A 21964-nucleotide genomic window follows, 5' to 3' on the forward strand; every position below is an offset into this window, starting at 1 on the left:
TATTATCTCGAAATAACTTCATAACTCTTATTGTTATTTGTTTTGCAGATTAAGATACTTTGGTATTACGTTTACATCATTTCCTGTCTATTGAAATATTCTCAGAGACGAAGCATGATATTCATTAAAAAAGTTGTGGTATCAAACGCTTCACATTGTTAACATAACATATTTACTGTCTCCTTTATTAATGCCTGTTTCCTAATCCTCCGCAATTACAATTTAAATCATTTAAGTTTTCTCCATATCGTACATCTACTAGTTAAACAAAAACTCCCCTTAAATCGAAAATGATTAAGGGGAGTCAGTCATATTTGATGAAGTTATAGTTCTGATTTTACTGGAATAGAAACATTGTTTTTCACTAATTTTTTGACTTCTTTAAAGCTAACAAAATTGTTATTTTGCTCATCCCATAGACGGAAACGGATTGACCGCAAGCTTGTAGCAAGAGTAATCGTTGGTACATTTTTTAAAGGAAGCGTATTATTGTGTGCCTCTTCTAGTTTATAGTTAGGTACTCTTGGACTTAAATGGTGAACATGATGATACCCAATATTACCAGTTAGAAATTGCAGGATTTTGGGAAGTTTATAAAACGAACTTCCTTCCACTGCCGCTTTCACATATTCCCACTCTTTATCTTCTTCAAAATAAGAATCCTCGAATGTGTGCTGTACGTAAAACAGCCAAATACCTATTGAACCTGCTATTAAGAATATGGAACCATGTACTAAAAGAAACGATTGCCATCCGAGTGTCCAGCAAAGTAACCCTACTAAAGCAACGATTAAAACATTCGTCAAATAGGTATTCATGCGTTCCTTCTTTCTAGCACCTTTTCTGTTAAATCTATTTTTAAGTAGGAAAACATAAATCGGACCTAACCCAAACATAACCAATGGATTGCGATATAAACGATATGCTAAACGGAGTCTAAATGGCGCTGCCAAATATTCATTCACTGTAAGTGTCCAAATATCTCCTGTACCTCGCTTATCCAAATTACCACTTGTAGCGTGATGAACGGAATGCTCATGCCCCCATTGATCAAACGGGAATAAAGTTAAAACACCCATACATGTCCCTACTATTCTATTTACACGACGGCTTTTAAAGAAAGAATGATGGGTACAATCATGAAAAATAATGAAAACCCGTGTCATAAATCCCGCGGCTAACACAGCTGGAACTAATGCTAACCAATAAGAAACGGACAAACTTTTATAAGCAAGGTACCATAAGATAATAAATGGCACTACCGTATTGATGATTTGCCAAACACTTTTTTTTGCCGTTGATTTTTCAAAAGGAGCAACTTGTTTTTTTAAATTTTTAGTATTTTGTAAGGTCATTTTTTCTAATTCCTTTCCTTTATGTTGCTAATTCATATTATAACAGAAATGAATCAAAATTGTTAGTAGTAGGTATTATGTTCAGGGTATAAATTTTTTAGGGTGATAGCAAATGCACTTATTTAGTTTGGTGAAGTTCAAGCTGAGGACGGTTATATGTCATCACCTATTATGTATGCACCATCCTTTAAAATGAGAGTAAGCTCATATAATGGAAGGCTTACATTTACGATCGGTTATCATACGCCGGATACATCAAAAGAAAAAGTAGACAAATTTTTAGAAAGTATGGTTAATCAACTATCGTAACTGTAATAATCATTATCAAAAATAAAAGCTCCTAACATATTAGTTATATACAATATGTTAGGAGCTTGATATTTTAAGCGTTTTTTGAATTTATGTCTTGATAACGTGCACTAAGCGATCTTGTATATAAAAAGCTGATTTCCCGTAATCTAAAGGATAATCGGGCGTTTTACTATTCAATTACTTGTAGCAGTTGAATAAATTCTAAAGGCGGGATAAGAAAGACTTAATCGTTACTTTTAACATAACATCATTTACAGAAAGAAGGAACGATTATCTTCACTATATTCCGTCAAAGGAACAATGATATATATCACCATATTCATCATACTTTTTTATTTCAGGAAATCTATTTGTTTGGCGCCCTTTTTTATAAAGAGTGCACTTTTTATTTTCATCTAAAATTCAAATTGGTTTAACAATAAAAACAAGATTATAATAAATAAAAATTTATTGTTAAACGATAAATTTCATGTTAAATTAAATAGATAATTAATAAATGAGGTGCTTTATATGAAACAAGGATCAACACTCTTTTTAAAGACAGCTATTATTCTGATTGGAATCCCTGTTCTTGCTTTATGTATATTTTTAGTTCCTAACATAGGGAAATATGCAGCGGAATTGTTCCCGGATATTGCATTTATAAAATATCTTGTTTTAATCAATCTATATGCAACCGTGATACCTTTTTATTTTGCTCTATATCAAGCCTTTAAACTTGTAAGCTTCATTGACAAGGGTAACGCTTTCTCGAAATTATCTGTTAGAGCTTTAAAAAAGATAAAAAACTGTGCAGTAACAATCAGTATTTTATATGTGGTAGGTATGCCACTCTTCTATCTTGTGGCGGAAAGAGATGATGCACCTGGTATTATTATACTTGGCATGCTCCTAATCTTTGCTTCAATGGTTATCGCAGTCTTTGCTGCCGTTCTCCAAAGACTTTTAAAAGATGCGATAGATATAAAATCAGAAAATGATTTAACGGTCTGAGGTGAATAACATGGCAATAATAATTAATATTGATGTAATGTTAGCTAAAAGAAAAATGAGTGTAACAGAGCTTTCGGAGAAGGTTGGAATTACAATGGCTAACCTTTCTATATTAAAAAATGGAAAAGCAAAAGCAATTAGAATTACAACTTTAGATGCTATTTGTAAAGCATTAGAATGCCAACCTGGGGATATTTTAGAATATCAACCTGAAGATACCGAATAAAAAAGAGTCCTTCTATTAATGAAGGACTCTTTTTATTGCTCATTACGGCGCGAAGCTAACTTGACCCGTCAAAACTAAAATAATTGCGATAATCCAAAATATAAAAAATGATGAGGACAGTATTAATGAAATAATAGCTATCCCCTTCTTCTCTGTTTTTTTCGTCATTGTGATTATTGAAAGTATAATACCTACCCCTGTCAGAGTAATCGTTACATAATCTCCAACTATATTTCCGGCATTCGCTATTCTCGTTGGAGTTATAAAAACGAATAAAAAACACATAATTCCGATGAGTAAAGATAAATAGCTTATTATACTGTACTTCTTTTTGGGAACTATTTCGGTTTTCATAATATCCACCCCTTTTATATAGCTATGTGTTCATATTAGTATGAATAACCATAATTTGGTTAAAATAAAAAAACAGATACAGTGGAAACTTCCACTGTATCTGTTTTTATTTAATATATAAACCAGCTATTTCTTCTTTAGCGTTATAAGTTATGATAAAGGTACGTTGTTCTTTACTATATTTTGCTACGAGAACAACTGTATATAAACCATCTTTTTCTTCAATCGACTTTTTTTCAATCTTTTCGAATATACCAGCTTTTTCAATTACATGTAAAGTGATAATAATGTTATTTAATTCTGATTTAAAAATATAAGAGCCTCGCTACAAATCATATTGTAGTAAGGCTCTTTAAAGTTGTTTAATTTCTAACCTTTTAAATGAGTTTGTAGACAACTATAAATAATAAATTTGTTTAAATCTTGTTCAACTAAAGCTCCCATTAGTTGAAGTGTAATTCTTCACAAATTATTGAGATTTTTCTTCTAGAAAATTAAAATCACCATCAATAAGATCCTGTAAATACTCATCAAAGCTGTTTGCAATCACTTCATATTCATCAGGGTCGTGCAAAAAACGAATTATTTGACCACATACACCTTCATCAGAAGGGTTAAAATCAATATAGAGTCTTGATGTTCCACCATTGTTCATACAGTCTGAAAAATGAATATAAGTGCCAGGGAGAAGTCCTTTTGGATTTATCTTAGAATCAACAGTATCCTCGTCATCTTGGTATTCTAAAAGATAAGAGACGTCTTCTTCTTCTTTTGAACTTTCGAGCATCTGCTGTGTAGAAAGCAAATAATATGGATACTCTTCAACATCTGAGCCTAAAATACATACCGCAACTTTGTTTTCTCCATATTTCCGCCAATATGTACCATCAATATTTTCAAGTAAAGAGATTAGTGATTCTGGACAATTTGGATATTCTGACCTTAATGTATCAATATCATCTTTTGTAGCACCGTACGCTTTATTTAGTGCCTCGAGATCATCTGTTGATAATGCTGCTCTCAAGCCGTTTAAAAATTTGTTTACCAAATCCATTATTTCGTCCTCCCAATAATAAAATATAAAATTTTTTTATTAGTCTATATACCTAACATAAATAAGATTATTCACTTTTATCGAAAGCCTCATTTCATCTTTTTGTTCAAGCAAATGTAAGCAGATAATCCCATTGTAATTATTGATAGGGTGAGTTGAGCATATTTTCCCACTTGAAATATGTCCGTAAATATCAAAATTAGGTCATTTTCACTCTACTATGATAAAACCTTCTAACTCGAATGCCATTGATGGTTCACTATTTACTTGTGTATGTAAGTTACCTTCTTCGTCTATTACTATAACTGTGTCTATTAACCCATCTGCACTTAATATATCACCTAATTTTAAGTCTTGACCCTTTACCGTTTTGATACCTAGTTCTATATTTGGAATCATGTTCCTACCATCCTATTAGAAATTAGAAATTAGAAATTATAATTTAAAAATGGTAACTTTACACTAGTGTCTACTTCTCCTGTATACAACTCTACAAATACATTTGAAGTTTCATGCGGTATATAGATTGTTGTGACTTTCTCGTCAATATGTACGTAAGCAATTACTTCCATGTATTCATCACAGTCTTTCATAGGTACAAAGGTTAGACAAGGAGATACCCCTAAAGGTACTTCTTTCTTATCTATAAATTCCTTACACATGACAGTCTTCTCTACTTGATATGTAGTTATATGTACATTGTCTACTTCTGTTATTTTTACATTAGTCGGTATCTCTATCCCTAATAGATTACACCAACTGTTTAAGATGGACCTTTTCTCTGTACTTAATATAATGTCACCTTCACCATTTAAAACAAAAAGAGACTCCTTTTGGTCTCTCCCTACTTTTACCTGTTTCATCTCAATCATATTGCATACTCCTTTGTGAAATATTAGTTGAAGTATTGTTTCAGTAACTCACTACCTGTTTTAAGTCTTGTATAATATTGTCCATCTTTCTTCTCGAATTCACCGTTGTTAGCAAATTCTTTCTTTACACTTTCTAAGTTCGATGAATCAATAATACCAAACACATCGCCTATTTCAAAGTTACCTTCTTCATTTATACACTCTTCTAATAAGTAGTATTTGTCTTCTTCTAAAGGAACTATCTTACCTTTTGTAATCGAATACAGATGTTTTGTTTCCTCTACCTGTACCGTAATAAAAATCCAACCAACTCTTACAATGGTACATGGCGTTAACCCCTCAAATGTAAGTGCAACTACTTTTTGGTCTTTCTTGAATTTCCCCATCCTTGGTACCCCTTTAAATAGATTTATTTCTCCTAAAGTCTACTATTTTATAGCGTAACCATAGTCTCTCAAACATCTATCTGCCCTAAGTAATACATCTCTAAGAGTTTCCTTTTCTGTATATCCTAGTTCACTAATCTTTTTTTTTGCATATTCTAGTTCACTATCAATCGTATTCCAGTATACTTACCGTATTTCGTTACAGTTTCTACATGAATATCCTCAACATAAGCTTCGTGTCGTTCCATTACATCTTTACCGTTTTCTCTGTATCCTAAATACTTATAGAATGCACCTACCCCTAAGTCTTCTCCTGTACCACTTACCTTAGTGAAACCTGCTCTTGCACTACCTATATGGAATGGCATGTTCTATCCCTCTCTTATTTTAATATGATATTATAGCGTTCTCTTTGTTGTGAACTCATAAACTGCCCTACAAATTGTAGTTCATGCCATTTAAACTCTTTCATGGCAACATAGATGACAGTTAACTTATTGTCTACCATTCCATAATATACCCATTCTTGCTTTGCCTTTGAAAAATTATGCTTTTCTACACTTTGTAATAAATTGAAATTTTTTTATAGAACTAACCTGCATGGTTAGTTCTATAAGAATTAAAGAACTTTATTATTTTTCAAAGGATTTTATTATTTTTTAAACAACTTTATTATCGCTTAACATTACAGGCGTAAGATCTTTCATTTTCCCCTCTGATAATGCGGTTTTCATCTTGCTATCAAATTTTCCATGCACTTCTTTATACTTAGCTTCATTTTGTAATTACTAAATCCGCCCTATCCCTCGGAGATTCCGCTTCCCAATAATACTCCTCAGCTTTCCAATACCTACTTTGAAACTTTGAAAGATTCTTCTGCGTTTCTGGACTTTCACGTAGAAACCTTGTCTCTCTTGAACAATCCAAATACACCATATAATGAAAAAAATCTCTCCATTCTTTTCGCTGCAGAAAAACTCCTTCTACAATTATTACACCTACTAAAGGAAGCTGGATTTCTTTCATTTCACATGAGTCTGTTCCATCATGATAAAAAGGTAATTCTAATTCAATAGCGCTTTGTAACTTTTGAAAAAGGTTTCGCAGCAAGCAATCGATATCCCATTGAAAGTTGTAGTACTCATACCACTCTGCAAACCCAGTATTATATCGCTTATTCCGCTCGGTAATGTGATCATCAATATGAAAAATATGAAACGGGATTCCATTTCGTTTCATATTTTCTTCTAATTTTTTAACCAACGTTGTTTTACCCGAACGACTTAGTCCGTCTATACCTAATATAAATCGCTCATCTTTATGGTCCTTAATAACCTTCATTATCTCATTTGTGCTCATTACTTTTGCCAATCTTCTTTTAATAATGAATAAACGACCGTGTCATGAGCAACATCATTTTGAATCATATATTTTCGAAGTAGTCCTTCTTCTTGAAATTCGGATTTTTTTAATAAATTACGGGAAGCTTCATTTTCTATATATACGACAGCTGCAATTCTTATAAAATGCAACGTTTCAAATCCGTAAGCTAGCATTGCTTGCAGTGCTTCGGTTGCGTATCCTTGTCCCCAATATGTATCATCTAGCTCATAACCAATTTCAGCTCGTTTATGATGCTTGTTAATTAAATGAAACCCACACGTACCAATTAATTGATCCGTGCCTTTCTTCTCTATTCCCCAGCGAAATACGCTTCCCTCTTCATTACGCTTTCTAAACGTTTGAATAGTCGTTTTCGCTTGCTCAATATTTTCGAAAGAGTCCATTCCGAAATAACGAATAACGGATTCTTTTGAAAAATAATGGAACATCGCTTCTGCATCTAATAGTGTAAGTTCTCTTAATAGTAAACGTTCTGTTTCTAATTTTGGAAACCCCATCCTCTTTTTCTCCTTCTATTCTAATGAACTACAAATTTCAATATAATTACCGTCTGGATCGGCAATGTACGCAATTGTTTGTCCCCACGGTTTTATGATTGGCTCAACTAGAACTTTAACCCCTTGTTCTTTTAATTTCTCAATCGTTCCCTTTACATCTTCTACAACAAACCCTAACTCAAAATGAGAAGATTGTAGTACACCTTCTGTAAGAGGTAGTCCCGTTAACTCCTTAACATCCTCTCGTGTATTCATCGCTAAAATTGTTGCTCCTGTTTCAAATTCAATATATGTACCGTGCTCTGCTCTTATTGGCAATCTTAAAATTTCTTTATAAAACTGAAGACATTGCTCAAACTTTTCTACATATAAAATAATGTATTTCATTTTTAAGTTCATAATTATTCCCCCTTAACCTTCACCTCTAAAAATTCGACAAATGTTTTTAAAAACCTTGTACCTTATTGAGATGAGCACAAAAAAATGAGGCCGATTTCTCGGCCCCCCAGCTTATTGGCATAAAACAGGAGATTTGGTTTGGACATAACCAGTTCTTACATTTATTATATTTTATTTTTTCTGAATTTTAAATATAATAAACACCTATTTATATTGAGAAAGTTTTTTTACTTGCATAAAATCATACCGCTTAAGAAATGCTACAAATGGAGGTGTATACATATGGAACCAATGCTATGTCCAAGCTGTAAAACGAACCGAACGCGCTTTAATATTCTTGAGCAACAAGTAAAACCAGTAAAATTAAATCCGCAAACTGGTCAAGTAGAAGAAGAATACACAAATGAAACGATGAACGCTTTTCATATGGCTTATCAAGGACCTACTTACCGCGTCCAATGTGCTGTATGTGGGCTTGTTGAAAACCCAGAACAATTTATAAAACCTGCGCAAAATCAGTCTTTCTCATAAAATCATTACTATCCCTTATAGAAATAGATTTTTCTTTAAGGGATTTTTCCTTTTAATGAGGTAGTACAAAACGTATTTCTTCCTTATTATATTTTAAACTCCATACTCTTCTTGTAATATTTACATAAGAGATTAGTTTGCCACATGATCATACTCTACTTTTGGATTTTCGATTGGAAGAAGATAACAACTCCTTACGGTCTAGCTATATGGATTGTTTCTACTGTTTGCGGCTTTTTACTTTATTACCACTTTAAACATCAAAACTCTAATAAAATAGTATTAATCAGTAGTTCATTATTATTAATCGTTTCTTCATCATTTATGACTTTTTTAGGTATTATTACTAGTATTATCTTTGTAACTGTTAGTTCTATGCCTTAAATATACAGTCTTTTATTATGTAAAAAAGAGTGAACAAAATAAAATTACATAGAAATGAAAGAAGATGATTCCCGTATAATATCTACGAAATCATCTTCTTTTAAAATCCACTCTTTATTATAATATTTCGCTTTTCAATTCCTTAATTTTCCAAGAGAGCCTTATAAAGAGATACATATACATACAACCAACAAACCCCAGCATAACTTTCGCCCAAATTGGCACTCTTGATTCTGTTGAACTTAAAAATGCGTTATACATTGAGGGTAATATAGTTATTGAAATAAAGGCAAAAAATTGTAGTAATTCCTTCATTTTTTGTACCTTCGTTTCCTTTTCTGAATAAATATCAGGCAACTCTTTTTCCTCTTCTACATCTTTACAAAAATAATTCCATTTTGCAAAACTCGTTACATGTTTCCATCCACACATTTCATATATTTCAATATATTCTTTTTGTTTTTCCTTTGAATCTTTATAATCCAATCTAAAATCTGCTTTATATACTACATCTTTCGGCTTAGTTTTCTGAAACGTATACATTATATTATATTTTTGTAATGCCCAGCCTTGTTGGTGCATATTCCGTAAAAAAGCTTCTTCTTTTTCTAAGCTCCATACCGCAAAAGGTTTGAATATCTTCTTTGTCTCCATCTTCCATTCACTCCCCTAAAATACTTTTTCCATTCCCTACAGATCGTTGTAATCTTTTATACTCCAATTCCAACACTTCTCTACCAAATGGTGTTAACTCGTAACATTTCTTCCTATCGGTAGAGGCAACTTCAACAATCAATTTTTCTTTTAATAACTTCGTCGTATTCCCGTATAAAGTACCAGGACCGAGCTTTACTTCCCCATTTGTCATCTCTTCTACCATTTGCATAATTCCATAACCATGCATTGGCTTTACAAGTGACAACAATATGTAATATGTCGCCTCAGTTAATGGAATGTATTTTTGCGCTTTCCCATTCATTATAACTACCTCCGATACATCGCTTCGTGATATATCGACTTTCGATATATCGTATACCGATATTGTATAATCATATTCCAAAATATGCAAGTGGAATTTTAAAATTAAATATCCATTTCTTCAAATTAAAAAATCATATCAATTTTCTGAATAATTTGTTAAAATATAGAAATATCCGCTTTTATTTTGAAAGGAATGATACATATGATAACTAAATTGAAAGAAAACATAGGATCTGTTTTTGTCGGTAAGGAAAATGTAATTGATTTACTCCTCGTTTCATTACTTGCTGATGGACATGTACTGCTTGAAGACGTTCCTGGCACCGGGAAAACATTACTAGCAAAAACAATTTCTAAAAGCATTGGTGGTAATTTTTCTCGCGTTCAATTTACCCCTGATGTACTTCCGAGTGATGTAACAGGTATTGAATATTTCAATCCAAAAACTAGTGAATTCGAGTTAAGACTTGGACCAGTCGTGACAAACATATTACTTGCGGATGAAATTAACCGTGCGATGCCGAGAACACAATCTAGTTTGTTAGAAGCGATGGAAGAACGACAAGTAACGCTTGAAAAGCAGTCTACTCCTCTTCCGAAACCTTTCTTTGTTATTGCGACGCAAAACCCGATTGAATCACAAGGAACTTTCCCTCTTCCAGATGCACAGCTTGATCGCTTTTTAATGACGATTTCAATTGGTTATCCGTCTCCTGAAGATGAATTAAAAATGATGCGCCGTTTTCGTAACAATGCACCGTTAGAAAGCGTCACATCTGTCATTTCTTTAGAGGACATTTTAGAAGCGCAGCAACAAGTGAAAGAAATTTTCGTATCAGAACCGTTAGAACATTACATTATTAAACTTGCTCACGCTACAAGAAATCATGATTACATTGCCAATGGTGTAAGCCCGCGTGCCACATTAGCTTTAGTACGTGCCGTTCAAGCATTAGCCTTTTTACGCGGGAGAGAATATTGCACGCCTGAAGATATACAATTTTTAGTTCCTTCTGTTTGGAATCACCGTATCGTCTTGTCAATGGAAGGAGCTTTACGTACGACAAAAAATGAATTAATGCAAAGGATTTTAAAAGAAGTAGACGTACCTGTGGAGATTGAACAAGCATGAATGGACAGCGCGTTGTAACTGTACCTTTATTTTTTCAGCTCCATATTATTCAATTAACTGTGCCAGGCGCTATACTATTTACGTTTTTTCTGCCGCAACGAATTATTATGTTTCTCTTTTTCTTCTACTATTTATTTGCGATTTTTATTTATAAATATGTCGCTTACATAGAGAAAAAGTTTCAAGTAATAAACGAGAAACAAACAACTCGGCTTTTCCCTGATGAATCTGGACAGTTTTTTATTCATTTAAAAAATGGGGCAAATATACCACTCGTTAACGGCGTTTGTTATTTTCATTTAAATTCATCTCTTATACCGCATAAAGATCAAGGGATTGAACAAATATCGAAAACGTTATTTTCTTTCCCATTTTCACAACCTGCTCATTCAGCACAAAAATGGGATTTAACATTAACCGCAACGAAGCGTGGTGTGTTTCAAATTGAACAGTTCGAATGTGTTTTAAAAGATCCTTTTCATCTTTTAACTGTACATTTACCTGTTTTCGATAAGTTAAAGACTGAAATTATTGTGTACCCTTCTCCTAAAGAGGTAGCCGGTTTACAAGAACTTCAGCAACTATTAACAGGTTCGTATCGAACGAATTTCTCTTTTTACAATGATGAAACATCCATTATCGGTGTTAAACGATATGAACGTGAATCTTTCCGCTCTATTCATTGGAAAGCATCTGCTAAAATGCAGGCGTTACAAGCGAAGCAATATGAACCTGTAAAAAATTATAGTTGGACGATTTGTCTTTCTTTAGCTGCTGATCGTGGGTTTGGTTGGAAAGAAAATGTAGAAGACCTTATTTCATTTACAACGTACATTTGTCAATTCGCAACGAAGCATCAAATTCCGTTTGAGTTATTTATTAGTGTTTTAGCAGAAGGTGGCCCTTTGCTTTTACCATTAAACGAAGGACAAACACATTATGCCAAAGCGTTAGAAGAATTAGCACGTATTTCAGATGATAGTACGCTACTTCCGAAACAAGGATTTCTTCACTATGTAACGAGAAAAAGGGAACGCTCATCTACAATGATATACATTGGTTTGCAGAAAAAGGAGCTCCCTCTTCTATCTCAGCCTACGTTCCTCATTAATAATGAAGGGATGGTGGAAAAGCTTGAAAACTTGGCTCTATCACGTTAATGACTTTATTCTGCTCCTCCTTCTTTCATTATTAACGGAAAGAGATGAACTCATTGGTATTGCTATATTTTTAGTGACCGGTTATGTAGGAATATTTCTTATTCATAAATTTATGAAGAAAAAAACAACAGGTTTTGTACTACTGTTAGTTATTCAAATAATCGGTTGTTCTTTATTTCTACCTTTCTCTATTTTAGGCACAATATTATTACCACTGTTTTTCTTTATCGTACACTCTGTTGGACCGGGATATCCAGTACAAAAATCGTTAGGCGGTATTGTATGGTTTGTCGTTTCAGCTATATTTTATGCCCCCTTTCCGCCATTGTGGAAATTGTTACTATTAACTTTACACATTATGATTACATTTTGGTTAACAGGTTCCAATCGTAATCAACAGCTATTACGTTTCACTTCTATTATTACGATTGGAATAATTAGCGCTTTACTTATTCCGGTATTTCCTTATATTCGGCTTCTTTTTTCTTATATCATACAAGTAGTTGCCTTAGGATTTGGTTATGCTTTAAATCCATTGTTCTCGGCAGCTGCATTAAAAGATACAGACGACTTTTGGTCGAATAAAGGAAATTTAAAAGATCCTCAAATTAAAGAGGAATTGGGGCAGCGTCCTTTTGATCCAACTCTCATAAATAGCATTACAATAATAGCCTGTACAGCCATCGCTATTTACGTCGTTTGGAAAATAGTAAAAAAACGAAAACATTTAAGTTTACCAAATATGCCTGTCTTTGAATCTACAATCATTACTGATAAAGAAGGCATTAGCCAAAAACGCTTCAAACGAAATAAACCACCAAATAACGAAATTCGGAAAGAAATTTTCAAACTCGAGAGCAAGCTATCTCCTCCTTTAAACCGAGAACGAGGAGAAACTGTTGAAGCTTGGCTAGAAAGAATTAATGATGAAGAAGAGGTAAATATTCAGAGTCATATTATTATAGACGCGTATAATGCAGTGCGTTATTCAAATGGTGAAAACACTGTACTTCTGCATGAATTTAAGGAAGAGGTTCATAAGCTTTATGCGTATCAGAAGAGTTTGAAGAAGAAGAGAAAATGATGTATACAAAAAGACTCCTATTAAACTAGGAGTCTTTTTGTGTAAAAGTCCACGTTGCTTTTCACAAATTATGCTTTTTTTCCTGCTTCAATTTCTAAAGATTCTTCATGCCACCAAAGTGTTTCTTCAGGATCCTCTTTAGCAATTTGATGTGCTTCTTTTTTCGATTCTACAGTAGGGTAAGAACCTTTTAGTGCACGTCCTGAGGTTGTGACAAACAGTACACTAAACACAATTAATCCAATTACACTTACACCTGTTAAATAAAATGCTGGTGCTAGTGGATTACCAGTAGCATGAACTAAGTATGAACATACGAGCGGTGTTGTACCACCGAATATAGATACAGAAATATTAAAGGAGATAGAAAGCGCACGATAACGTACATCGGTGAAAAAGAGTGCTGGTAATAACGAAGGCAATGTTCCTTCATATACACTAAGGAAGAAACCTAAAATGAAAATACCCGCAAACATGGCTACAATATGTCCGTTACCAATTAATAAAAATGCTGGAATTGAACATAATGCTAAACCAAGTAAGCCAATTTGTACTACGCGTTTATTACCTACTTTATCACTTAATTTACCGAAATAAAGTGCCAGTGGAATCATAAGTGCCATCGTAATTGAAATAATTAATAAGCCCGTTGTTTCTTTGACTTTTAGTACTTGTGTTAAATAAGAAGGAATATACGAAAGGATCATATAGTTTGTAATGTTAAAGAAGGCAACAATTACTGTGCTTAATAAGAAGTCTTTTTTGTGATATTTTAATATATCCATAAATGAAAATTGTTCGTTGTCTTCAGATTCCTCTTGTGCTTTTTCCATCTCTTGAAAGATTGGAGATTCATCTAAATGACGTCGTAAATATAAACCGACCAAACCAATTGGTGCAGCAATTAAGAAAGGAATACGCCATCCCCAGCTGAGCATTTGCTCATCTGTTAATAATAACGTCAAAATGGTAACAATTACCGAGGCAGCAATGTAACCTGAGAGTGTTCCAATTTCAAGACCACTACCGAGTATACCACGCTTTTTATCTGGAGAAGATTCTGCGATATAAACCATTGCTCCTGAATATTCGCCGCCTGTAGAGAAGCCTTGAATCATTCGAGCAATTAAAAGTAGTATTGGTGCCCATACACCAATTTGTTCATAGGTTGGTAGTAATGCGATGAATAATGTAGAAAGTGCCATTAAAATAATAGTTGTACTTAAAACAATCTTTCGGCCGTATTTATCTCCTATTCTACCAAAGAAAATACCTCCGATTGGTCGAACGAGAAAGGCCGCCGCAAATGTACCAAATGTTAGTACAAGTTGCAAACCACTATTATCCACACCTGAGAAGAATAATTGACTTAATATTACCGCTAAATACGCGTATAATCCAAAGTCAAACCACTCCATTGCATTCCCAATGCCAGTAGCAATAACTGCTTTTTTCGCTTGTTTAGAATTGACAATATTAACGTCTTGAGGTTCAAAATTCAAATCATTATTTTGTTGCATATAGTAAAACAGCCCCTTATTTAATTTAACTTCTTTAAGCACACCTTCTCTTACTAGAATAAATTCAATACGAAGCACTTAAGGAAAAGCAACGTCTCCTTATCTGTTATTATTGTTTCACATAATTAATTATTTGTCCAATGAGATGCTTCCTATGTTAAGTAATTTACTATTTTAAAAAGCTGAAGAAGGCGCTATACGAGTACCTTTTTCAGCTTTTTATTTTAATATGTAAATTTATTTTTTCCCCCCCTATTTTCTTCTTATTTGAATTAAAAATAAGGTACTTTTTTATAAAGTTTTTTAAACACTCGCTATAGCTGATAAGCTATGAATACAGGAGATAAACTCATAAATAAATGCATCAATTTCTTCTTTAGTAATTATATATGGAGGAAGTAAACGGATGATGTTCCCTTGTGTAACATCAACTAACATTCCTTTCTCCATTAGCTCCACCTGTAATTTCTTAACATTTTCATTCTTATCATTCAAACTAATTCCAAACATCATTCCAGCATGACGTACTTCCTGAATATAATAAGAATTTTCTTTCTGAATTTCTTGCAATTTATCATTTAGATAGTGTGATGTTTCATACGCTTCTTGCATTAAACCATCGTCAATCAATGTATTTAAAACCGTTAACCCTAAAGCCGTTCCCATTGAAGAATGAGCAAACGTTGTGCCGTGATCTCCTGGTGCAAATACATCACATAACTTTTCACCTACAATAATTCCGCCAAGCGGTATCCCGCCTCCTGCTCCCTTACCAATTTGAATAATATCCGGTGTAATATTGAAATTTTGATAAGCAAATAGTTTACCAGTTCTCCCCATACCACTTTGAACTTCATCAACGATAAGAATGACATTATATTTATCACATAAGTTTTGAACACCATGTAAATATTCACCCGATAAAGGGTATATCCCCCCGCTACCTAATACAGGCTCTAGCATAATCGCAATTGGATTTTCTTTAACAATTGTTTCTTCTAATTGCTCTATATTCTCGCGCTCTACTTCATATACTGGAATCGATGTTTTAGGGAAATTTTGATATACACTTTCTTGTCTCGTAAAATGAAGTGCCCCTAACGTACGCCCGTGGAAGCTATTCTTCAGCACTACGATTCCTTCACGTTCCTCATGCGTATTCGCTCTATATTTATCAATTAATTTCAACGTTGTTTCTGTCGCTTCCGTACCAGAGTTTGTAAAAAAGACTTTTCCATTTTTTAAAGAGCAATCAACGAATTTCTTTGCATACTCAATCGCAACTGGGTTTAAAAAATGAAATGGGAGATGCAGAGATTTCGTAACTTGTTCCATTGTCGTTTGCACGATTTTCGGGTGATTATACCCTAATACGTTCACTCCGACACCAGAAAATAAATCTACATACTCTTTACCATCCACATCATAAAGCTTGCACCCTTCTCCTCTTTCTATTGCAACCTTCGTACGACAATACGTAGGCATCATATATTCTTTATCTAATTGAAACCAATCCGACATTTTAAATTCCTCCTAGTTATTTTCCCTGTTTATTTATGTTCATTCTCTATAAAGTCATGTATAAATTCATTTTTAAGATTGTAATTTTAATAGTAATTTTCTTCCCGATATTCATTTTTCCATAATTTCTTCTATTTCAACAGGTCCACTACATACACGTTTTTTTCATCTAGCGGTCTGTTACTATTTTGAACTTTGCGTGTCATACATAATCAAGGCTATAAAATCATATTTAGTAACAATGGAAAAAAAGATTTGGAGGCTATATCGATGGATGAAAACTATGATAAACAGAGACAATCTTTACTAGGAAAAGGCTTTAATGAAAATGGAGAACGTAATGAACAAGCTAAACTTCACTCTCAAACAGTTGGTTCACGTGGACCTATTTTAAAGCAAGATAATGTACTGCACGAGGCGTTACAAGAATTTATTCACGAAAAAATTTTAGAAAGACCTGTTCATGCAAAAGGATTTGGTGCATTCGGTTATTTTCAAACGATATATCCGATGTCTGAACATACAAAACTAAGCTTTTTACAAAATTCAAATGAGAAAGTTCCTGTTATGGTTCGATTTTCATTAGCTGTTAGTACGAAAGGAACACCTGATACTTCTAGAAATGTACGGGGTTTTGCTACAAAATTTTATACAAAAGAAGGCGTATTTGATCTTTTATGTAATCACCTTCCTGTCTTTTCTGTTCGTGATCCGATGCGTTTCCCTGAAACTATTAATGCGTTATTGCCTTCACCTAAAAATAACTTAATAGACCCTGATAGATTTTGGGATTTTGTTGCTAGAGCACCCGAATCCATTCACTTTGTTGTCCGTTTATACTCTGATGCTGGTACGGCAAAAAGTCTTCGCCACATCCCAGGACATAGTGTAAATACATATGTTTGGAGAAATGCTCAAGGTTATCGAAAGTATGTAAAGTATCATTGGTATCCATTTGAAGGTGTACAATTCATTACTAGTGAGGAAGCAAATAAACTGGCCGCCGAAAATCCTGATTATAGCGGGAAAGATTTATACGATACAATTGAGGCTGGTAAAGCAGTGGAATATGGTTTATATGTCCAGCTCATGGATCCTAAAGATGAAACACACCTTTCTTATGACCCTTTAGATGATACAAAAGTATGGGATGAAAAGGAGTATCCTCTTATACCAGTAGGCAAAATGGTATTAAATAAAAATCCTGAAAACTATAAAGAACAAGTAGAAAAAGTCGCTTTCTCCCCTTCTAATTTACTAGACGGTGCAGAACTATCAGATGATAAAATGCTGCAAGGTCGTGCTAACATTTATAGTGATTCTCAAAGAAGAAGAATTGGACCTGAATTTCGTAAAATAGCGATCAACCAACAGCAAGATTGGACACCTGCTAATCAAGCAACTAGCGGTGACGGAAGATACGTTGAAGGAAAACTTGAAAGAGCTTCTATAACTAAGAAAGACGACTTTGGGCAGCCTGGTGAATTTTATGCTAAATTATCACATATTGAAAAAGAACATCTCGCTGAAAATTTAGCTAATGATTTGAAAGTTTTATCCGAAGATATTAGAAAAATAGTTATGGGGTATTTCCATGAAGTGTCAGCTGATTTGGAAAAGAGGATTGAGAGTGCGATGCAAAGGTTTTAAGAATATAAAAAAACGTCATTTTTAATGATTAAAATGACGTTTTTTATGGCGAACTTATTTGTGATTTCTATGATAAATTCAGGCTATCATGTGAAGATTTTGTGTATGTCGGAATTACCGGTGCAGGTGTATCTCCTCGATTTGCATATTGAATAAAGTCTCTTGCTGGTGCAGGTGTATCTCCTCGATTTGCATATTGAATAAATTGGGACCCACCAAAAGCGACTGTTCCAATAAATACAATGCCCATTAAAAACATTTTGACTTTTTTTATCATTTTAATGCCCCTTTTTCCATTGATTTTTTTTGTGACACTGTACTTTGATAAAAATATTCACTAGCTTTTCGATAATTATTTTCTTCATGAAATCTTATTGCAAGTTTTTCAGTATATTCATAAACAGCATCTAATAGATTATTCTGTTCAAAATATTGAATACCTTCAATTACAACCTTCTCTAGTTCATTTGTATTTGATAATTTATTCATTTGTTCAAGGATTAAAAATCTATGGAGGTATTCTTTATTATCAATTTCCTTACTGACATTTATTCCGCGATTAATAAGCTCTTCTGCACGCAGAGTTTCTCCCAACTTAAAGTGTGCTTCAGCCTCTGAAAAAAGTGCACGTACATGATTAGCTATTTTACTGTTTACTTCTGACAAATGACGAATTGCAGATGATAATAGATTTTGATTTTCATATAACCAACCTATATTGCTTCGAACACGTAGTAATAATTCTTCTTGAGACTCTCTTCGTAAAATATCAATAGCAGCATCGAAACTTTCTTCTGCTAAATTATATTGCCTTAAATCTATACAGGATAACCCATAAACGTTTTCACACAACGCAACAAGTACATTATATTCATTATGTTTTAACAATATATCTTTGGCCTCAGTTACTTTCTCGATCGCAAGTAGAGGTTGGTAAGTTTGATACAAGTATGTCCCTTGTCTATACATAAACTCAGCTTTCTCTAATTCATTTAAATCACTCGTTATGAACTCTTCAGCTTGTTCAAAATGTATTTTCGCATCATTATAGTCACTTAATATCGTTCTATGTATTCCTTTAAAGAAGTGATAATAAAATTGAATAGAATTAGATGCAGGTAAATTCATTGAATCGATATGATCAAATGAGCGCTTATTAATTGAAAGCCCATCTGTAAGCACTTGATATCTAAAATTAAATAATTCCAAATAAAATCTTTGATCCAAATTTAGTTCATTTTCATTAGTTCTTTTATTTATTTCTGTTTTTATTTGTAATGCTTCGTTTATGTTACATCTTATAATATTTTCATACCATACCTTTAATAAACTATTAATTTCCTCATTTGTATTTGTCATCACACTCTTCCCCCTCTTTCTTGTATAATAACTATATTTTATCTCAACCTAATACTAAGCGACTTATATAATAATTGATAAATACGATTCAGAAAATTCAGTTAATTAAACTTTGAAATTCTGTTTTAAAACAAAGACAAGCAACCATATTTACAAAACTAATATGATTGCTTACTTTTTATCATTTATTAATAAAAACTATTCCCTTCAAGATTTTCATTGCATCATTTTATATTATGATATTCATTTCTCTTTTTCAGATAATCTTTTTCACATTGTAATGGTCTGTATTCCACGATTTTCCCTTGCTTCTTTTTCGTTTCGGTAACAATCCATTCCCCTTTTTCAAGGTTTAGGCGTTTCATTACATTAGTATCGTCTATTTCTTTATAAAGTAAAAATGCTTCTTGCGCCTTCACAAATAATCTAGGCTCTCCCCTATATCCACCACTATCATAAACTTTAGTTAGCGAATTATAATAAGAATCATTTTCCCTTCCGCCATACATCAAATGCGCAGCCTCTAGGTCTCTTTTACTAATTTCCCAAAAACTATTTTCATCAATCTTTAAATCAAATGTAGATATAATGTCATTCATAATGTTTTTCACATACTTTTCATCACGAATTTTACTTTCTTCCAGACAATCTGAAGATAACCTTGGTGCATTTGACTGAGAATGTACCACATGCTGTATAGATACGCACAAAATAAATACACTTAAAACATACAATAGTTTTTTCATATTTAAGTATCACCTCAAATGATTTAGATACTATATTATTTGAGGTGATTCTATTCTTATACTGAAAATAATAAATCCCCTATAAAATTGATTTTTATAGGGGATTTATATTTAACATTTAATCGGCGAAGCAAGTACCTTACTACTTTTCACATCATATAATCCTATAGGCGTTACTCGTATAAAAGGCAAGTGCGTCGCAGAAAAGAATAAAATCGTAAATGCTGGATCATTATAGGTGTATCCTCGCTCTTGTAGTAATTCCACCATTTTTTTCTCTTTCTGTATTAATTCACTCATTTTCAAATTAGACATAATCCCGAGCAATGGTAATGCAATTTCGTGTAACACTTCATTTCTTTCCGCTATTACCATTCCCCCGCCAAGCTCTTTTACTCTATGAAAAGCTGTAAGCATATCTTCTTTCCTTTTTCCAATAAGAATGATGTCACCTGTACCGGAATAAGAGCTAGCAAGACCTCCTAATCCATTCGCAAAACCTTTCACAACTGTATTCACTCGCCAAGTGCCATCACGAGCAATCATCATAAGGAAACACTCATCATGATCTAGAGAAAGTTCCTCACCGTTTAAGTCGATTTCAGTTACATATGGTTTTGAAATAACATCATTTAATAATTTTATACCTGTTGTTTCCGAAAAAATCATATCTTCTTTCTTTAAAGACCAGTCTAATGATAATGGAGTTACTTTGAATTTACTCCAGTCTATATGTAATGATGCCTTTTTGTTTATTCCGTCACGCTTCATCCATTTCCCCTTTGCAATTACACTTATTGGAATCGGGTTTTCTTTACTTTCCAAAATATTAATATTTGCAATTCTTCCTGTCGCGATCGCGCCGTGTAAATGCTCCATATTATAATAACGAGCAATGTTATAGCTTGCCATATTATAGGCATCAATTACTGGTATTCCTTGCTTTATCGCGATTTCTATCATCCTATTCGTCATTCCGTTTTCATAAAATGACGGATGTGAACCATCTGTTGTGAACATGAATCTATCAAATTGCTTGACACCTAATTCCAGCAATTCTTTCAGTAAAACTTCTAAATCTGGACGGATAGAAGAGTTTCTAAGAGTAACGGTGTAACCTTGCATAAGACGTGTTAATGCTTCCTGCCCCGTCATCGCTTCATGATCGCAATCAGTACCTAGTAACTTTAACTTCGCTAACGTTGATTCAGACGCACCGGGAAAATGACCTTCTACTTTTTTCTGTAAGCGTTTTGTTTCCTGTACCCAATTTAACATCTCATCATCGCCATTTAATAGTTTTGGCCATGCTGTTAACTCGCCGCCCTGAAGAACATCTTCATGCTTCAGCCACTCCATTATTTCTTCACTATTAAATAAAGATTCCCCATTTTGTAGTTCAGTCTGTCCATCAAAACGACACCACCAATACATACTTGCCGGAATCTTTTCAAATTCATCTAATAAACGAAATGCTTCTTCACGTTGTAACGTGAAAAATAAAGTTAAATTATCATTAATAAAAGTTGTTGTCCCAAATTGCATCGCATGATTCGCTAAAGTTTCTGGATTATACAATTGATATGGATGTGCATGCGGTTCAATGTAACTAGGAACTACATACTTTCCATTACAATCAATCACTTCACATTCATGTAGTTGCTCTGGTAGTTTTTCTCCTACATATATAATGCGGTCATCATAGATCCAAATATTTGCTTGCACCCACTCGCGCATATAGGAATTTAAATATGTCGCATTCTTGAATAAAATGTGCGGGCTTCTTGTGCCATCTATTACTTCAACATGTTCTCGTAATTGTGTGTTACTCCATCTAAACTGATTTTGTCCCAATGTATTTCACTCCACATCAATTTACTTTTATTTATTAAAACAAAATAATTAACTAACTAAAGTATTTTCCATTCATAACTCCCCTGTATATCCCCTATACCCTTTATTATATGGAATAATTACAAAAATAACAATTTTCAAAATTCATAATATATCTCTTTAATCTGTACCCTTTGTAAAGGACATTTTG

At 33.3% G+C, this 21964-nt stretch carries 26 protein-coding genes and 4 pseudogenes; 9 read left to right on the forward strand and 21 right to left on the reverse strand.

The features are described from left to right. Positions 1-323: 323 nt before the first annotated feature. Positions 324-1355, reverse strand: coding sequence for a Delta(5) desaturase DesA (gene desA / locus QCI77_RS14970; RefSeq protein WP_353825148.1), 1032 nt, complete (start codon positions 1353-1355; stop codon positions 324-326). A gap of 126 nt (positions 1356-1481) precedes the next feature. Here desA and QCI77_RS14975 point away from each other — a divergent pair. From QCI77_RS14975 to QCI77_RS14985, 3 genes and pseudogenes are all read left to right on the forward strand, one after another. Next, a pseudogene (locus tag QCI77_RS14975) lies at positions 1482-1664 on the forward strand (hypothetical protein); the annotation flags it as partial. Positions 1665-2177: 513 nt separating this feature from the next. Beyond that, positions 2178-2660, forward strand: coding sequence for a DUF2975 domain-containing protein (locus QCI77_RS14980; protein WP_002032872.1), 483 nt, complete (start codon positions 2178-2180; stop codon positions 2658-2660). 10 nt (positions 2661-2670) lie between these two features. Further along, positions 2671-2886: a helix-turn-helix domain-containing protein gene (locus QCI77_RS14985; protein ID WP_000974615.1), complete on the forward strand. Its 216-nt coding sequence runs from the start codon at positions 2671-2673 to the stop codon at positions 2884-2886. A 42-nt stretch (positions 2887-2928) separates the two neighbouring features. On the opposite strand, the gene QCI77_RS14990 is transcribed toward QCI77_RS14985, so the two are convergent. The 12 genes and pseudogenes from QCI77_RS14990 to QCI77_RS15040 form a co-directional block, all read right to left on the reverse strand. Next, positions 2929-3240, reverse strand: coding sequence for a hypothetical protein (locus QCI77_RS14990; RefSeq protein ID WP_353825149.1), 312 nt, complete (start codon positions 3238-3240; stop codon positions 2929-2931). Positions 3241-3346: 106 nt separating this feature from the next. After that, positions 3347-3511: pseudogene (locus QCI77_RS14995) on the reverse strand (DUF3887 domain-containing protein); the annotation flags it as partial. Between the two features lie 198 nt (positions 3512-3709). Next, positions 3710-4294, reverse strand: coding sequence for an SMI1/KNR4 family protein (locus tag QCI77_RS15000; protein ID WP_113769240.1), 585 nt, complete (start codon positions 4292-4294; stop codon positions 3710-3712). A gap of 210 nt (positions 4295-4504) precedes the next feature. Continuing rightward, on the reverse strand, positions 4505-4693 hold the full coding sequence (locus QCI77_RS15005; protein WP_113769239.1) for a hypothetical protein: 189 nt from the start codon (positions 4691-4693) through the stop codon (positions 4505-4507). A gap of 29 nt (positions 4694-4722) precedes the next feature. Then, the gene (locus QCI77_RS15010; protein ID WP_002032882.1) at positions 4723-5166 is read right to left on the reverse strand and encodes a hypothetical protein; all 444 of its coding nucleotides are present in this window, start codon (positions 5164-5166) and stop codon (positions 4723-4725) included. A gap of 23 nt (positions 5167-5189) precedes the next feature. Beyond that, on the reverse strand, positions 5190-5552 hold the full coding sequence (locus QCI77_RS15015) for a hypothetical protein (RefSeq protein ID WP_002032883.1): 363 nt from the start codon (positions 5550-5552) through the stop codon (positions 5190-5192). Positions 5553-5594: 42 nt separating this feature from the next. Further along, positions 5595-5920 (reverse strand): annotated as a pseudogene (locus QCI77_RS15020) (hypothetical protein). Positions 5921-5934: 14 nt separating this feature from the next. Further along, positions 5935-6060, reverse strand: a complete 126-nt coding sequence (locus QCI77_RS15025) for a hypothetical protein (RefSeq protein WP_002032886.1) — start codon at positions 6058-6060, stop codon at positions 5935-5937. A 175-nt stretch (positions 6061-6235) separates the two neighbouring features. Further along, positions 6236-6337 (reverse strand): annotated as a pseudogene (locus tag QCI77_RS30940) (DUF3887 domain-containing protein); the annotation flags it as partial. Then, positions 6327-6911 (reverse strand): kinase, encoded by a 585-nt coding sequence (locus tag QCI77_RS15030; RefSeq protein WP_061688462.1) that lies wholly within the window; start codon positions 6909-6911, stop codon positions 6327-6329. The gene QCI77_RS15030 and the pseudogene QCI77_RS30940, both read right to left, overlap by 11 nt. After that, entirely contained in the window at positions 6911-7453 is a 543-nt protein-coding gene (locus QCI77_RS15035) for a GNAT family N-acetyltransferase (protein ID WP_353825150.1), read from the reverse strand. The genes QCI77_RS15030 and QCI77_RS15035 overlap by 1 nt, the downstream gene beginning before the upstream one ends. A gap of 15 nt (positions 7454-7468) precedes the next feature. Beyond that, complete coding sequence (locus tag QCI77_RS15040) at positions 7469-7852, reverse strand: VOC family protein (RefSeq protein ID WP_002032893.1); 384 nt, start codon at positions 7850-7852, stop codon at positions 7469-7471. Between the two features lie 282 nt (positions 7853-8134). On the opposite strand from QCI77_RS15040, the gene QCI77_RS15045 reads away from it, so the two are divergent. Together QCI77_RS15045 and QCI77_RS15050 are read left to right on the forward strand one after the other, a co-directional pair. Then, positions 8135-8383, forward strand: a complete 249-nt coding sequence (locus tag QCI77_RS15045) for a hypothetical protein (RefSeq protein ID WP_000433610.1) — start codon at positions 8135-8137, stop codon at positions 8381-8383. 144 nt (positions 8384-8527) lie between these two features. Then, positions 8528-8767: a hypothetical protein gene (locus QCI77_RS15050; protein ID WP_080019321.1), complete on the forward strand. Its 240-nt coding sequence runs from the start codon at positions 8528-8530 to the stop codon at positions 8765-8767. Between the two features lie 117 nt (positions 8768-8884). Here the strand turns inward: QCI77_RS15050 and QCI77_RS15055 are convergent, their stop codons facing one another. Together QCI77_RS15055 and QCI77_RS15060 are read right to left on the reverse strand one after the other, a co-directional pair. Then, on the reverse strand, positions 8885-9421 hold the full coding sequence (locus QCI77_RS15055; protein ID WP_353825151.1) for a DUF2812 domain-containing protein: 537 nt from the start codon (positions 9419-9421) through the stop codon (positions 8885-8887). A 7-nt stretch (positions 9422-9428) separates the two neighbouring features. Continuing rightward, positions 9429-9746 carry a PadR family transcriptional regulator gene (locus QCI77_RS15060; RefSeq protein WP_353825152.1) on the reverse strand — a complete coding sequence of 106 codons (318 nt, stop codon included), beginning with the start codon at positions 9744-9746 and terminating at the stop codon, positions 9429-9431. Between the two features lie 204 nt (positions 9747-9950). On the opposite strand from QCI77_RS15060, the gene QCI77_RS15065 reads away from it, so the two are divergent. Genes QCI77_RS15065 through QCI77_RS15075 form a run of 3 tightly spaced genes read left to right on the forward strand, consistent with a single transcriptional unit; the run spans position 9951 to position 13124 of the window. Continuing rightward, positions 9951-10880 carry an AAA family ATPase gene (locus QCI77_RS15065; protein WP_341025138.1) on the forward strand — a complete coding sequence of 310 codons (930 nt, stop codon included), beginning with the start codon at positions 9951-9953 and terminating at the stop codon, positions 10878-10880. Next, on the forward strand, positions 10877-12040 hold the full coding sequence (locus QCI77_RS15070; protein WP_149190645.1) for a DUF58 domain-containing protein: 1164 nt from the start codon (positions 10877-10879) through the stop codon (positions 12038-12040). Before QCI77_RS15065 ends, QCI77_RS15070 begins: the two co-directional genes overlap by 4 nt. Then, on the forward strand, positions 12015-13124 hold the full coding sequence (locus QCI77_RS15075) for a DUF4018 domain-containing protein (protein ID WP_353825153.1): 1110 nt from the start codon (positions 12015-12017) through the stop codon (positions 13122-13124). Before QCI77_RS15070 ends, QCI77_RS15075 begins: the two co-directional genes overlap by 26 nt. A 68-nt stretch (positions 13125-13192) precedes the next feature. On the opposite strand, the gene QCI77_RS15080 is transcribed toward QCI77_RS15075, so the two are convergent. After that, complete coding sequence (locus tag QCI77_RS15080; RefSeq protein WP_012261183.1) at positions 13193-14644, reverse strand: MFS transporter; 1452 nt, start codon at positions 14642-14644, stop codon at positions 13193-13195. A 303-nt stretch (positions 14645-14947) separates the two neighbouring features. Beyond that, positions 14948-16165, reverse strand: coding sequence for an aspartate aminotransferase family protein (locus tag QCI77_RS15085; protein WP_353825154.1), 1218 nt, complete (start codon positions 16163-16165; stop codon positions 14948-14950). A 270-nt stretch (positions 16166-16435) separates the two neighbouring features. Here QCI77_RS15085 and QCI77_RS15090 point away from each other — a divergent pair, with 270 nt between their 5' ends. Beyond that, a complete protein-coding gene (locus QCI77_RS15090; protein WP_353825155.1) occupies positions 16436-17815 on the forward strand; it encodes a catalase in 1380 nt (459 codons plus the stop codon). A gap of 67 nt (positions 17816-17882) precedes the next feature. On the opposite strand, the gene QCI77_RS15095 is transcribed toward QCI77_RS15090, so the two are convergent. The 4 genes from QCI77_RS15095 to QCI77_RS15110 all read right to left on the reverse strand — a co-directional run bounded on the left by QCI77_RS15095 (position 17883) and on the right by QCI77_RS15110 (position 21774). After that, on the reverse strand, positions 17883-18092 hold the full coding sequence (locus QCI77_RS15095; RefSeq protein WP_002084811.1) for a hypothetical protein: 210 nt from the start codon (positions 18090-18092) through the stop codon (positions 17883-17885). Beyond that, positions 18089-19174, reverse strand: a complete 1086-nt coding sequence (locus QCI77_RS15100) for a response regulator aspartate phosphatase (RefSeq protein WP_061674885.1) — start codon at positions 19172-19174, stop codon at positions 18089-18091. The genes QCI77_RS15095 and QCI77_RS15100 overlap by 4 nt, the downstream gene beginning before the upstream one ends. A gap of 224 nt (positions 19175-19398) precedes the next feature. Further along, positions 19399-19920: a hypothetical protein gene (locus QCI77_RS15105; protein WP_002137023.1), complete on the reverse strand. Its 522-nt coding sequence runs from the start codon at positions 19918-19920 to the stop codon at positions 19399-19401. Positions 19921-20031: 111 nt separating this feature from the next. Next, positions 20032-21774 carry an adenine deaminase C-terminal domain-containing protein gene (locus QCI77_RS15110; protein WP_353825156.1) on the reverse strand — a complete coding sequence of 581 codons (1743 nt, stop codon included), beginning with the start codon at positions 21772-21774 and terminating at the stop codon, positions 20032-20034. Between the last annotated feature and the right edge of the window lie 190 nt (positions 21775-21964).

It is taken from the genome of Bacillus cereus group sp. MG9, from assembly GCF_040459995.1.
Lineage (GTDB): Bacteria > Bacillota > Bacilli > Bacillales > Bacillaceae_G > Bacillus_A > Bacillus_A mycoides.